15 protein-coding genes are annotated in these 12869 nt (G+C 46.9%); all 15 read right to left on the bottom strand.

From position 1 onward, the window contains the following. Nucleotides 1–1656 carry a hypothetical protein gene (locus tag EI981_RS07040; protein WP_126996716.1) on the bottom strand — a complete coding sequence of 552 codons (1656 nt, stop codon included), beginning with the start codon at nt 1654–1656 and terminating at the stop codon, nt 1–3. Between the two features lie 199 nt (nt 1657–1855). Further along, on the bottom strand, nt 1856–2317 hold the full coding sequence (locus tag EI981_RS07035) for a phage tail assembly chaperone (RefSeq protein ID WP_126996714.1): 462 nt from the start codon (nt 2315–2317) through the stop codon (nt 1856–1858). Nucleotides 2318–2365: 48 nt separating this feature from the next. Then, complete coding sequence (locus EI981_RS07030; RefSeq protein WP_068782244.1) at nt 2366–2782, bottom strand: phage tail tube protein; 417 nt, start codon at nt 2780–2782, stop codon at nt 2366–2368. Between the two features lie 24 nt (nt 2783–2806). Continuing rightward, complete coding sequence (locus EI981_RS07025; RefSeq protein WP_126996712.1) at nt 2807–4270, bottom strand: phage tail sheath family protein; 1464 nt, start codon at nt 4268–4270, stop codon at nt 2807–2809. A gap of 1 nt (nt 4271) precedes the next feature. Continuing rightward, entirely contained in the window at nt 4272–4412 is a 141-nt protein-coding gene (locus EI981_RS07020) for a YqzN/YkzM domain-containing protein (RefSeq protein ID WP_162616120.1), read from the bottom strand. Nucleotides 4413–4483: 71 nt separating this feature from the next. Then, complete coding sequence (locus EI981_RS07015) at nt 4484–5365, bottom strand: hypothetical protein (RefSeq protein ID WP_227011737.1); 882 nt, start codon at nt 5363–5365, stop codon at nt 4484–4486. Between the two features lie 484 nt (nt 5366–5849). After that, the gene (locus tag EI981_RS07010; protein WP_126996706.1) at nt 5850–5993 is read right to left on the bottom strand and encodes an XkdX family protein; all 144 of its coding nucleotides are present in this window, start codon (nt 5991–5993) and stop codon (nt 5850–5852) included. Next, the gene (locus EI981_RS07005) at nt 5993–6310 is read right to left on the bottom strand and encodes an XkdW family protein (protein ID WP_126996704.1); all 318 of its coding nucleotides are present in this window, start codon (nt 6308–6310) and stop codon (nt 5993–5995) included. Before EI981_RS07005 ends, EI981_RS07010 begins: the two co-directional genes overlap by 1 nt. A gap of 9 nt (nt 6311–6319) precedes the next feature. Next, nucleotides 6320–9238 carry a hypothetical protein gene (locus EI981_RS07000; protein WP_126996702.1) on the bottom strand — a complete coding sequence of 973 codons (2919 nt, stop codon included), beginning with the start codon at nt 9236–9238 and terminating at the stop codon, nt 6320–6322. Beyond that, nucleotides 9238–9525, bottom strand: a complete 288-nt coding sequence (locus EI981_RS06995; RefSeq protein WP_126996700.1) for a ketopantoate hydroxymethyltransferase — start codon at nt 9523–9525, stop codon at nt 9238–9240. The genes EI981_RS07000 and EI981_RS06995 overlap by 1 nt, the downstream gene beginning before the upstream one ends. Continuing rightward, nucleotides 9522–10106 (bottom strand): putative phage tail protein, encoded by a 585-nt coding sequence (locus EI981_RS06990; protein WP_126996698.1) that lies wholly within the window; start codon nt 10104–10106, stop codon nt 9522–9524. The genes EI981_RS06995 and EI981_RS06990 overlap by 4 nt, the downstream gene beginning before the upstream one ends. Then, complete coding sequence (locus EI981_RS06985; RefSeq protein ID WP_126996696.1) at nt 10099–11178, bottom strand: baseplate J/gp47 family protein; 1080 nt, start codon at nt 11176–11178, stop codon at nt 10099–10101. The genes EI981_RS06990 and EI981_RS06985 overlap by 8 nt, the downstream gene beginning before the upstream one ends. Beyond that, complete coding sequence (locus tag EI981_RS06980) at nt 11171–11569, bottom strand: DUF2634 domain-containing protein (RefSeq protein WP_126996694.1); 399 nt, start codon at nt 11567–11569, stop codon at nt 11171–11173. Before EI981_RS06980 ends, EI981_RS06985 begins: the two co-directional genes overlap by 8 nt. Then, on the bottom strand, nt 11566–11907 hold the full coding sequence (locus EI981_RS06975) for a DUF2577 domain-containing protein (protein WP_126996692.1): 342 nt from the start codon (nt 11905–11907) through the stop codon (nt 11566–11568). The genes EI981_RS06980 and EI981_RS06975 overlap by 4 nt, the downstream gene beginning before the upstream one ends. Then, the gene (locus EI981_RS06970; RefSeq protein ID WP_126996690.1) at nt 11907–12860 is read right to left on the bottom strand and encodes an XkdQ/YqbQ family protein; all 954 of its coding nucleotides are present in this window, start codon (nt 12858–12860) and stop codon (nt 11907–11909) included. Before EI981_RS06970 ends, EI981_RS06975 begins: the two co-directional genes overlap by 1 nt. Nucleotides 12861–12869 lie beyond the last annotated feature (9 nt).

The raw sequence follows: 12869 nt of genomic DNA, 5'->3' as shown, positions 1-12869 counted from the left end.
TTAACTCATATTCATCATCGCAAATCGTACCTGATTGGCGATCATACTGCCTGTTTTTTGAGCAATATCGTCGTAGTTGATCTCTTCTTTTTGGATGGTCAGATTGATGGCATCCTGTGAAACAGAAACATTGATCTGTGGTGGAGACGCAGGTGTTTGGGCTTGCACAGTATTTTGTGGCGTATAACTAGATCTGAGTCCTTCTGGTAATATGGGTTGGGTGTTATTCAAGACATTGTCAACCGCTTGTGTCTTTGTGGCAATATCGTCGATTTTAGGCGCTTTTTTCTTTTTGAATAAACCTGATAGACTTGAATATGAATCGTATAAGAATCCCCCAAGTTTATCTCCAACATAACCGCCTGCCACTGACCCAACTGCAGCACCCACAAAGTTCCCAACCCCCGGACCTAGGAACGTACCAGCCGCTCCCCCAAGCGTTCCGCCAACTCCAGACAGAATCGCTGAGGTAGCCGCCTTCGTCTTATCCCGATTCGAATCGGCTGTAGCTATTGATGCTACATCAAGTGCTACTCCGAGACCAGGTAAACGAGCCAGCTTACCTGCTTTTCCTAGCCATTTTGTCCCCTTACCAAGCCACTGTTTGCTTTTGCCAAGCCATTTTCCTCCTTGCTCGAGCGTCTTGGAACCCATATCTTTAGCCCACGAGGTTCCCTTACTTACTAAGTTCTTCCCTCCATCGATCCAACCTGGAGCTTTCTTGGCGATCCAATCCTTCCCCTTGCCTAATAAAGATCCCATTCCTCCTATGGCCACTGGTAGAGAAGCTCCAAGTCTGCCTCCACCAAATCGACGCATTCCTCGAGTTCCAGAACGAGGGCCAGCTCCCATGCGTCTTGAGGATCTTCCAGGATCTACGTCCGCTTGTCCAGAAGCTCTGTTTCGAAATCTTCCATTTCTTCTTCCGTTTTTATTCTTGTTGTCCTTCTTTCCACCTTCAGTGGACCCATAATCCCCTCCGTACATACCGCCGCCTCTGCCTCCACCACATTTGCAGATACAAATGCATTTGGTGACTCCAGAATCTTTTTTACCTAGCAGTTTTTCAATGAAATCTTTTATATAATCTTGGGCTATGCCTTTGGCAATATCGCCTAAAAAACCGAGGATTTTATCTATCCAGTCCGGTTTTTTATCTTTATCGGGCTTATCTTTGCCTTTACCTAGATTTCCAATGAATATTTGGTTTAGGTTTAGTGTCATTTTCTGAGAGTTAATAGAGGCAGAGAAAGATTTATTATAAGCATCTCCCGCCTTCTTACCCAACTCCGTATAAAGTGAAACATCCCCAAGTACATTACCCAAAGGCGCCCCTACAACAGACACGCGCCAAGGCGTTCTCGTTAACTGAACCAAAGAGTCTCGAATTTCAAAAATGCGGGCAGATGCATTATCAATCAGCCAAACAATAGGATTCGCGCTCATCCTGTCAAGTAGAGTCATCCTGTGTGTGATTAGCCTTGCCTTTGTGGAGAAACGATCATCCAATGAAATTACGGGTGTCATTCTCGTTCGGCCAAGAACGGCGGCCCGTCGCTGGGTCTGCTGCAGCATTCTGTCCATGCTTATCAGCTTTTTCTCTGACTGTTCAATATCACGGTCATTGATGACAATATCGATTTCCTTCTGAGGCATAAGCCACCTCCTTTCTTCCTCGTTCACGCCTGATACGAACCTCAGGTTGAGGGAGAAGAGTTCAACAACTCCAGCTCCCTCTCCGAGAAGGCTCTTAACAACAGGCGTTCTCCTTTGGGAAGAGACCAATACACCCCGGGGCGAAGACTATGCCGCGTCCATAAATGGAAGAGCAGTGTCGTCGTGCCGCCGGAGTCTATTAGTTTTTTATGTCTTCAATGTCGACCCCAAAGCCGGAAATTTCGAGTACTTTATCGCCTACGGCATCCAATTCACCAGCCAAAAGCATCCGCCGAACCGCCTCTTCACCACCGGACAGCTTCAAACGGCTAATCAAGCGATCATCGCCCCATCCGCTCAGCTTCAGGGCCTGCTCCTGACCGCCGTCGAGCTTCTTCACAACTTCAAGTGCCGAGGTAGCTTCTTTGATCAACGCCGCGTTGAATAGCTCGCTATCAATCTTTTCTGTAACCTGTCCTTTGGTCGTCTTGCGGATCGTGCAACGTTCGCGGATAGCATCCACCTTGCTAGAAGTTAAGCCTCGAAGCGTAATCCTCAGACTTAGGCGTCCAATAAAAATGGTCTCTTCCGGCAAATTCGCTGCCGTCTCGAAGAGACCATCCAAAATTTCCTGCTCATTCAGTTGTTCATTCAAACTCATAGCTGAGCTTCCTCCTTATTAATCTTCGTTCAATAACAATCCCGTCGGTTAAGATGCAACGATCGGGTCAAGCAGCTCGTAGGATTCAAACGTAAATGCCGTTTCCTCAACGACCTCTTCGCCGGCGGTCCAGTTGGCAAGCTGGATTTTATCAACCATGCATCCGTTCAGCTGAATGCGTTCAAAGCCATATGCCTCAGGGTCATCCAGCTTATTAATGATCGAGAACTTCTGGAATCCCCGCGTAATCATATCCGACGTTACTTTGTAGCCGCTCATCGTGCCGGTTCCTTTTTTGCGTCCTAATTTAAATACGGTATATTCTGTACCAACAAGGTTTAATTCCCGCTTGTCCGCTTCGACATTAGCCTCCAGATGATTCAAGTTCGACTGCCAGACTCCATCGATAAAAATCTGACCGAACGTCCCCATAATAATGCGACCTGGATCAAGATATTGTGCCATATTGTTATCCCCCTATTAATCGATTTATTGTACGTAAAACGTTCCGAAAATTTGTTCCATTACATCGGTATCATCCGCCGTCCATGCCAGGAAGACCTGATCGTCCTCAGGAACGAATTGCGCTCCGTTGCCATAAAAACGAGGATCAAGCGTTACATCGAACCCGGTGGATTCGATCACATTTTCCAGAGCTAAGGTCTGCAAATATTGCTTACCGGCACTGATCAAGGCGAGACGGCCTTCTTCCGTATTGTTCACTTTGCCAATATAGTGATCCTCTGCGGTCTTCTGCAGATCCGAGTTGATCTGGTCAATGACGCGAATCTTGCGGATTTTCTTCCAGCCTCTGTTCTTGCCTTCACCCAGCGTATTCAGACTGTTTACGCCGCGAAGCACCTTCACCTTTCGACCATCATGCACCAGCAAAAATACCCCGTTTTGCACGCCCTGCTCCTGCTCGGAACGAGTCCAGCGGCGAGTCACATCCTCAAACGGCGCCACAGCATAAGTAGTCGATTCCTTCAAGGACTGACCGGCAATCAAACCGGCTACCCACGCGGCAACCTGGGAGGAAGAATATTCTTTGCCGTTCATTTTTGCCCCGGTACCTACGTTAACGATCCCTTCATAATCGCTGGCCATACTGCGGGTAATCGCTTTATTCACCGCATCACTGGCCGTATCCTCGGCTGCTGTGCCACCCAGTGTGGCAATAATTCCTTTGCCCTCGCCGCGTACACGCTTCACCCAAGCAACAATGCTGGTCCGCAGTGCTGCATCTGTAACACCATCGAGCGTCAGCACGTGGAAGTCCTGGGTCTCAAAAGCTTCCGTAGCCTTGATATAATCGGCATTAGTAATACCAGAGATTCCGCTCTCTCCGCCTGCAAAGGCTTCACCCGATACATCCGCGAGCGTGCCTTCCGCTATTTTCTCTGCTACAATCCATTGATTGCCTGAATCTTCATTAATAGCAGCTACGGCCTGAGGCGTCTCGCCGCTGCCAAGCGCAATCGTCCGCAGCAACTTACCGCCCTCGTAAAGTTTCAGTTCTTTGGCATTTGCAATGACCGGGCTTGGCTGAATCGTTACCTTAAAGTCATTACCACGTTTGCCAGGATACTTAGCTTTCAGAGTAATTGCATCTGCTGGGCTAGACTCTGTATTTTTCAAATGAATAGTGGCCTCTGCCGCTGAACTGTCTGCCAGACGATAAGCTAGCAGCTTGTTCGGTCCGCCGAGCAGTGCAAGATATAAAGTAGAGAACGCTGTTGCTCCATCTGTCTCATTGTCAGTAAACATCTCCCGGATCGCCATTTCACTATTTACCTCAACAAACTGACCGACGGGACCCCAATGCGATTTAACGGGGGCGATGACAACGCCGCGTGCTCCAGATTGGATTGCCGTTCCGGCCGCACTCACAAAATTCATATACAAACCGGGCAACACCGGTTGATTCGTTATACTCCAAGTTCCTCCTGCCATATTACAGCACCTTCTTCCTTAAAAATTGTTGGACAAGCTCTTCAGCTTCCTCAATACGTAATGCATCCTGCTTCATTCCTGCTACGGCCCCAGCCAATACTTCCGGCTTCACGCCGAGAATGGGCTCCGAATTCTCCATCATTTCTTGCAGTGAATATAGCGGCGAGGATGCCTCTTTGGGTAGTACGATTCTTTTTTTGAATAGCAAGTGTCTCACCTCAAATTGGGTTCATAATGTACAAATTGCATCAATGGTCCCTCCGTACCAGCTGGCTGACGGTTCGTTCTTCCACTCAAAGTAACCGTGAGCGGCCCTTCACCTTGATTCGTGTAACCATTGGCCGTTACTTTGCTATTCACCTTCGGCTCGGAGACGGTTAGATAACGGCGATCAGCTTGATTCAGCGGCAGCCTGGTTGATGTCCCCAAGGCCTCAAGAAGCTGCAGGAGAGCGGCATGTTCCTGGTCGGAATCAACGCCTTGAATAAAAGCGGTCATACGCTTTTGAATTTCAAAGGATGATGTTCCCTTGGGCGTGATACCCATCTCACTAACTCTCCACATTACAGCCGGTACAGATGGTTGAAGCGGCCAGGCGCCGCTGTATATAGACCACTCTTGACCTAGTAATTCACGTGTCCAGGCTGCGATAGCGGTCAGCCACTCGTCGCTTGTCACTTGACTTTCTGCCGTCAAAGGACGAGGGCAGATGACAGTAAAGATCATGGTACGCTTGATAGCTTGTTGCCCCTCATCGATTGCTTCTGCAACGGATTGTTGGGGATAAAGCGTTAGCCACTTGTCGTTGAGCTCGTCTTCTAGAAGCTGATTGTTGAGCGTCTCTGTAATTGAATCAGCTATGGACTTAAGTTGTTCAGGACTGGTCTTGTCAACGTATAAGCTGACTTCGATTGGATAACGCAGCCCTTTCCATAGGCTACCGCCACTATCCGTAGAAGAAGCTAAAATGACGTACGGTTTCGCACTGCTCGGCTCAACCTGTTCCGAGACGTTGTAAACGGCCTTCAATTCCGGCACAGATTCCAGCAACCTGCTTCGGATCGCGTTTAATGGATAGATGACAATTTGACTCACCTCCTTTCAGGGGTGGGAAAAGACTGAGTACAAGTTTAGTGAAGAAAACTGAATGACTACGGAATTATGTTCGCAATAGAACCGCGGATCCAACAATACAGGAAAACCGTCTTAGACGGTTTTCTGAATACAAGAAAGCCGCTGAACCAATTCAGCGGCCTTAGATTAATCCGTATTCTTTTCTTAACAAAGTCACTTGTCTTTCTTCGATTCCCACAATATCAATTTACCATGATATTTCACTGGAGAAAGGTCGAGCTAAGGTCATTTGCCGGACGCTTAGCGGCCAAGTTTGTTATATTAATAAGTAAAATGACCCGCAAAATGTTCCTTATCAGTCTTTACTTTAAATACTTTAAATTCATCATCTAACTAACTGTAAAGAACTAACTGTAAAAACATATATTTTTTGAGAATTGAACTATACCAATTCGGTTAGTTTTTCTACTCTATATATTTTACTGTACAATAACCTCCGACAGCATTAATCAGCTTTATACGTTACACCAGTAATTTGCTTATACTCATCTACCGTTATATACCGGGCTACTACAAACACCTTGACACTCTCCGTATTGTACGTAGGATGCCCATTATCGTAATACTGTTTTATAATGTTATACCACATTAAGCCTCGCCTCCTTTAAGTGCTGCTACCTCTAGCAACAACGATCCAACCGTATCCTCCAGTACTGCAATCGTAGCCTTGTCCGCTGCGCTCTCGATCAGCAGCATACCAAGTGTATCCTCTGCTGTCGGCTCGGGTTCTGGTGGCGGCAACTTCGAATACTCTTCCCATGCTACCACAAGTTCATCTTCAGTAGGCTTAGGGGCATCAATATTCCATTTGGTAATAGTCTGTAACCCGCGATCATCAACCACTTCAAAATCAATAAGCGGTTTCGCCTTTGGGTATAAATGCATAATCGCTAATGCTTTGTTCATTTTTTCCTCCTATCTCAAGCGTGCTACATTTAAATAAGAATTTAAGCCTAAACGTACATTCGCTGCGTCAGTCCATATACTGATTTTATAGCTTTCATAATTATTTTTAACCACAAGTAACCCCCCCCCAATAAGGCGGACAATACTCGTTGATTTAGGGACTCTATAATTCGCTAAATATTGATCTGAAGGATAGCTAATCGAAATAAAAAAATCAGTATATTGAGGTATATCCGAAGTATTAAAAGCTCCTATGTCTATGCTGACATAATAAGTTCCGCTATCTCTTAAGGTGAATGAACCATCACCATTTAGCTCCCCTAAGGTATCAGTAAGTACATTATCAAATGGAATTACTGTACTCGCTTGTTGTGTTAGTGTTGGAGAATTCTTGAGGCTAGCAATTATCAGCGTTTTATCCGTATACGGTACATTTGCTGCCCTATTTACTGCCAATTCTGTCGCTGCCACATCTGTCCGAATTCCGGTTATGGAGTTCGATAATAAAACTTCTTCCCCCCCTACCTTATCCCAGTCCCCGTTCGCCTTTTGATATTGCAACTTATCCGCTTGTATCCGTAATCCATGTACCTCTGTACTGTGTACCTTAGCATCAACGTGTGCTGGCAATTGCGCTCCATTTACCGATACACCGTGTAACGCTTCGGCTACACCTGCGGTCAGGTCGCTGATCTGTGCCTTTTCGTTCGCGGCCAGGCTGCCGGTAATCGGGGCGACGGGTGATTTGTCGAGTTTGATATAGGTAACGTTGTAAGCTGCGGATGGGTCGTAATCCGCTGGGCTGTTAATCTGCAAAACCCCTTTGCCGTACCCATCATTAGAAACAACAGAGTTATCAACATATACCCAATGATAATCTATGTTGTTGTTACGAGATACTTCTATAGGTGTGCCGAGTCGATATTTAAACTGATTGGACATACTAATAGAATTGATGCGATACGCAATCCCACCGACCTGCTTCGGATTAGTTTTCTCCCGCAGCACAATCCCCGTACCAACTTCAACCACGTTATCCCCTTCGGAAAGCGTCAGGCAGTCTTCGGACACGACTGGTTCAACGGTTTCTTCGGCAAAACGGTATAAGAGTTGATAATAATTCCATTCAGGGTATGATTGCGTCGGAAGAGTTGTTGTTCCGTCCTTTAACCCGCCATCTGGATTAAGAGGTAGGCCTAACTTGCCCCATGCTCTGGTTCCAGTACCGTTATACGGTTGTGTTACGTTGCCATATAAGTACATTTTCCAGCCCATAAGATACGCCTTAATCTCGTCCTGAGTCGGTGAGTAGTTCGGCCCCCATCCGCTGTCTGAATTAGCTACAGTCAAATGAATACCATTTCTGTACATTAAGGTCTGATCTGCTCCGGTGTAAGATGCAGTCTCCCTGTTAAAAAGACGTGTCCCGTCGTACTTCGTCGCATAAGTAATGTAATCTTTAGCTTGTATTGTTCCATCCCGAAAATATAATGGTTTATATTCAGGGGTAACATTACCCGCGTCAATTCCCCAAAAACGCGATTCGTCTAGCACAACCTTCTTCCACTTCGCCAGCTTAAAATATTGCCCGTTCTGTTCAAATAGTTCGTCAGGTTCAGCGCCCGTATCCGGATTCGCGTGTAACTCTGTCTGGAATGCAAGCATAGCGTCCTCACGCGGCTTGAACGGCTTTGCTTCTGTGCCTAGTGAAAGCATCGGACTCTTGAAAGTGAATAAGCCGCCTTTACCAGTTAATGACCCGTCTCCTATATTAGATAAGTATACGCGTCCTAAAGTGGCCTTTCCGCTAAAAAATGTGCCTGATTGTTCCACTGTGTTAGGCAACAGCACAGAGTTTAAATCTAGGCTAGTTACAGAAATATAGCCAGTATGTTGGGAGCTTAGAGTATAATATCTGTTTGGGACTAGCGGTAAGTCATAATATACAAAGCCTTGTTTACCTTGCTCAGCAATAAAAGAAACTTCGTATACTCCTGATGACTTGTAGGTGTTCACTCCGTCCTGTGTGTACGTTGTCCACTCATAAAACGGCGGAAGTAGATTCTCTCCATACCGTATTACATAAGGATTTTCTACACCAATGATTCCACTCGACACATAAGAATATTTTTCAGCAATTTGCTCCGGTGCCAAGCCATCAAAAGCAACAGACTCAGCCTGTGAAAGCTCATAGAGTCTTATGGAATCGAAAGAAACAAAGCCTGATTGGTTATTAACTGCAAAAAAACATCCAACTGCAGTCTCCTTACCATCTGCCATAAATTTAAGATAACTTAACGAATAGTTAGAGCTCTGTATAGTTGTTTCTCCAGATATCGCTGTATCTGTTTTCCTAATAGCTATTCTTCCGCCTATACTAGGGTTATTCGTTTTCACTACAAGAGCAGCTAAATATGTTTTACCCGGGACTAATGAATTTGGGATAGGCACATATTTTGCATAAGAAGACCCCATATTTATATCATTCCAAGTTGCTCTTATACCACTACTTCCGGAATCAGCTTCTAAAGGAGTGGAAACAAAGTATGAAGGAGTAGCAGACCCTGAACTGATGGAAAATATACTTGCATCCTCGCATCCCCCAGCACTCCCCAACAAATTAATCAAAGTCCGCCCCTTAATACTCCCCAGCCTAAACCTTGAATCCCGCTCGGCCTTAACCACCTGAAGCCCCTGCTGTAGGGTGATCTCGGCGTATTCTTCAGTATCAAGGCGATTCTCCAATGCGGAGATCGACTTACCCTGCTCAGTGATTTTCGTTCCTTGCTCCAAGATTGTCTTATCATGCTCTTCGATTTCCAATCCCTGCTCCGCGATCTTCCCGCCATGCTCATTGATCTCCTGCCCCAATTCATTCATATCCTCGGGGCGTATGGTATCTCGCAGGTTCCAATCTGTCTTTGCCATTAGGCGCTCGCCTCCTTCACTTGGATGGTCTGTAAGAGCAGCGTGTCTGATGCGATGGGAATATACACCTCATTGGTGCTGATCGCCGTACCGCTTTGATCAACAAGAGCGATTTTCGTGACTAATGAGATCTGCGACGCCGGAATGAGATACTGCATTCCAACCTTCGTATCGGTCATTTCCTTCACGAGAAAATCCGTTATCTCCAATGAGTCGTTCAATACGACCTTGGCAATTTTGTTCTCGGTATATTCGGCAATCTCCGTTAAAAAAGCTCGCTCTATCATTTCACCACCACCTCTGGATCAAAACTAGCAAACGGCATCTCGCCGAGTGTCCATGTTCCATCCAATTTATAATTCCATGTAATCTTCTGTGTAGAAATATGCTCTTCCAGAAGAATGTCATCCCCTAATGAAGTTTTCTGCTGGTAGATCAAATTTACTGGCTTAATGACTCTTACAGTGCGCTCTACTTCTTTGAAAATATTTGCATTATCAATGCTCGCCGTTACCCTAAGCAGATAGTTCTGCGGATCGATGCTGACGATAGAAAGCCCCGCCCCCACCAAAAAATCCAACCGTTGCTGCAAATACCGCACCGTAAACGGTGGTTTGGTCGAGTAGCGATTGATCAGCCGCTTGCGGCGGAAGTCCAAGGTCTCGGCTTTGGGATCGGCCTGGATGCCGAGCATTTTCTCGCGCCGCTTGATCGCCTGCTCCGAGGCAGTCAGTACAAACTGATCCTGCAGCAGCCGCTCCATTGCCTGCTCAACGCTCAGCAGTTCCTGGGTCTCGGTCTCCGTAAGCTCACGAAAATCGAGAATATCATGGTAATATTCCGGTAAATATTCAAGCAGTCTATTCATCCAGAGTCACCTTCCCCAGTAGAGGAATCTGCTCCTCTGTGAGCTGAATATTCCCAGCCTGGCCATTAAGCAGCGTATGGCTGACATCAACGACTCCGGTCACTGTTAAAATGCGGGCATCGATTTGCGCGACACGCACGGCGAGGGCTGATTCATGGGCCCAATTTTGCCTGAGTTGTCCAAAATAAGACTGCAGAGCATCTTCCACATCACTCTGGACCTGTCCAATCGTCGTATCGTTCGCCAGCGTAAGCGTGGCTGTTACATCAATTACGACGCCCTCCGCCCCCGCAACCGTCACCGTATGCCCGATGGGAGCAAGACCGATCCCCTCTCCATGATTCTTCTCCGGGTCAAGGATGGTCTGCACTTCCTCAATCAGTTCCTGAGATGGGGAAGTATACTGCGACGAGATCATCGTCGCCTTCACCGTTCCTCCGCCATTCCAGACAGGGAATATTTTCACCCCGCCAACTCCGTCCATCGAACTAATCTTCTGCTTGTAATCAGCAACATTTCCTCCAAAAGGCTGCTCATTAACTACCTCAAGATACCTCTGGCGCAATGCCTCATCATTCTCTGCATCTTCCCCAGGAACGAGTACCTCTCCTAGCTCAGCCCGGGCAAGACCGTCGACGTACTCGATCGGCAGCAGCGTTCCGAATTCCTGATTCCCAGCGGTTCCCGCCGTCTCGCACTCGAGTATCCATTCCCCGGTCTTAATTTTGCTGATCGCTGTATAATCAAGGTTACGAATCGAGAAACGGCTTCCGGCCGGAACATCCATCGGTACTTGCCCGGATGCGAAGAATAACCCCTTCCGTCTTGCTTTGGTCGCTGGTTCACGTTCGATCCCGAACTCCAGCGTGCGCCTCTCCAGATACTCTCCCGTAGCTGTATCCGCAAAAGACAAATCATGGTTCACATCCAGCTCCATATACATTTGGGCCAGCTCAGCCGCTGCAGGAGCTAGCGCATCATAAATGATGCTTCCCTCCCGCTTATCGATCTGCTCCGGCACCCGTCCCAGCATCCGCCGCAAAATCGCTTCATACGTCTGATTCTCATACATTCGCATTCACCTCCATCCGAAAATCACCGTAAATCGAGTGGAGCAAAAAGGATGCCACCGCTTGATCGTCCGTAATATCTACCTGAAAATCCGTAATCCCGGATATCCGGTCATCCTGCAGAAGAGCTTCGGTTACACGTCTGTTCAGTTCGGATCTGACATAACCACTACTCCTACCAATCAAGTTATGTCCCTCAAAGCCATAATCATTTCCATAGATCAAATGAGCAAATCTCTCCGTCTGCAGAATCTTATAGGCGGCTTGCTTTACTGCATCCAGCCCATCTGTCATTCCGGCCATACGGTTATTCTGGAAATCCAGCCTATAGGTTCGACTCGTCTCCTGAGTCTCCTCCAGCTCAGGGGTCAAGCTGCCTCCAATCGGTATCATGACTTCACCACCCGATCCCATACGACATATTTCTGCCCGCCTTGAACACGCAACAGGAGAACTGAATCTCCCACTTGCAGACCTTTTCGGATAACCACTTTCTCTAGTAACGCCTCCTTCGTAGGGGCCTCACTTGTGTCGTGTTTATGCTTCAGGTCAATTTCATATCTTTGCAGCCTTTCTGTCACAACCAAAAAATCCTCTTCGAGCGTGAATCGTTGATCGACATTCACCTCAAGAGGATTAACTTTTACCACAGTCCCGAACATGACCGCCACCGGATTTCCGGCGCCCACGGCTTCACTGCCGAGCCTTCTTATTTTATCTCCAAGTGCCATTAAATCACCTTCAAATCCAAGCTAATCGTATAATCTTCCCCACTGAAGCGATGCGAGCACTCGTCGACCAAATAATATTGATCGATGCCCAAATCGGAAATTCTCACGTTGATATAGGAGCCGGCCCTGACGGATGGATTGCCAAGAGCCTCAAGTTTGAGCTTTTTCGTCTCGCGGTTCTTTATCTGCTGCAGCTGATCAAGCAGCTTATTGATCTGAGCTTCATTCATATTGTCATCGACCTTCTGAAAATACTGCAGCCGCCCCCACTTGGCGATATTCGCGCTGTCCTCGGCGGCGTATACATCGCGATGACCCGTCTGTTTATTGTCCTGCACCAGCTTGAAGCGATTATACGTCTCATTATCGATACTCTTCTCAAAAGAATAACCGTACATAGAGGCCTTATCACCAATCACCAGATTGAGACTCATATCCCTAGCATCACGTACTGCCAATGCCCCGAATTCATCAAAAAAGTTATAGATATTCCCCGTATTAATAACGGTATGATCGAACGCTTTGCAAATAATATCGATCAGCTTCTGATTATCCTCAACCATCGAGGGGATGCGGTACTTCGTATCGACGACATGCCCCCATTTTAGGCCCGTATCATCTGCAATGCGCTTAACGATGGCTGCGGCAGTCATATTCTTGAACACATAGGTTTCATTCGTGGACAAATAGCGGATCTGGTCATAGCATTTGACCTTGATCTGTTCCTCTTGATCGCTCCCGATCGTAAATACATATCCGTAAAAAATCGGCACACCATCCCACTTCGCCCTAACGATATCGCCATTGTTAATCTGGATATTATCCGCAGCAATAAAGGAAAAATCAAAGCTGCCAGGTTTACCGACCCGGGAGGTCTTCCAGGTTGCATCAGTAACCAGCTCGGATATATCCCATATAGAGCCTTCCTTGTTATCCAGTAGTAGCTCAAGCATCCGTATGCC

Source organism: Paenibacillus lutimineralis (genome assembly GCF_003991425.1).
GTDB classification, from domain to species: domain Bacteria; phylum Bacillota; class Bacilli; order Paenibacillales; family Paenibacillaceae; genus Fontibacillus; species Fontibacillus lutimineralis.
This window is presented reverse-complemented; position numbering and strand designations above follow the sequence as displayed.

Excerpts from the sequence above, each read along its gene's own strand:
- EI981_RS06975 (WP_126996692.1), bottom strand. The coding sequence starts at position 11,907 with ATGGCACTTGGAGATAAAATAAGAAGGCTCGGCAGTGAAGCCGTGGGC.
- EI981_RS07000 (WP_126996702.1), bottom strand. The coding sequence starts at position 9,238 with ATGGCAAAGACAGATTGGAACCTGCGAGATACCATACGCCCCGAGGAT.
- EI981_RS06980 (WP_126996694.1), bottom strand. The coding sequence starts at position 11,569 with ATGATACCGATTGGAGGCAGCTTGACCCCTGAGCTGGAGGAGACTCAG.
- EI981_RS07005 (WP_126996704.1), bottom strand. The coding sequence starts at position 6,310 with ATGAACAAAGCATTAGCGATTATGCATTTATACCCAAAGGCGAAACCG.
- EI981_RS07030 (WP_068782244.1), bottom strand. The coding sequence starts at position 2,782 with ATGGCACAATATCTTGATCCAGGTCGCATTATTATGGGGACGTTCGGT.
- EI981_RS06970 (WP_126996690.1), bottom strand. The coding sequence starts at position 12,860 with ATGCTTGAGCTACTACTGGATAACAAGGAAGGCTCTATATGGGATATA.
- EI981_RS07040 (WP_126996716.1), bottom strand. The coding sequence starts at position 1,656 with ATGCCTCAGAAGGAAATCGATATTGTCATCAATGACCGTGATATTGAA.
- EI981_RS07035 (WP_126996714.1), bottom strand. The coding sequence starts at position 2,317 with ATGAGTTTGAATGAACAACTGAATGAGCAGGAAATTTTGGATGGTCTC.
- EI981_RS06985 (WP_126996696.1), bottom strand. The coding sequence starts at position 11,178 with ATGTATGAGAATCAGACGTATGAAGCGATTTTGCGGCGGATGCTGGGA.
- EI981_RS07020 (WP_162616120.1), bottom strand. The coding sequence starts at position 4,412 with ATGATGGAGAATTCGGAGCCCATTCTCGGCGTGAAGCCGGAAGTATTG.
- EI981_RS07010 (WP_126996706.1), bottom strand. The coding sequence starts at position 5,993 with ATGTGGTATAACATTATAAAACAGTATTACGATAATGGGCATCCTACG.
- EI981_RS06990 (WP_126996698.1), bottom strand. The coding sequence starts at position 10,106 with ATGAATAGACTGCTTGAATATTTACCGGAATATTACCATGATATTCTC.
- EI981_RS07025 (WP_126996712.1), bottom strand. The coding sequence starts at position 4,270 with ATGGCAGGAGGAACTTGGAGTATAACGAATCAACCGGTGTTGCCCGGT.
- EI981_RS06995 (WP_126996700.1), bottom strand. The coding sequence starts at position 9,525 with ATGATAGAGCGAGCTTTTTTAACGGAGATTGCCGAATATACCGAGAAC.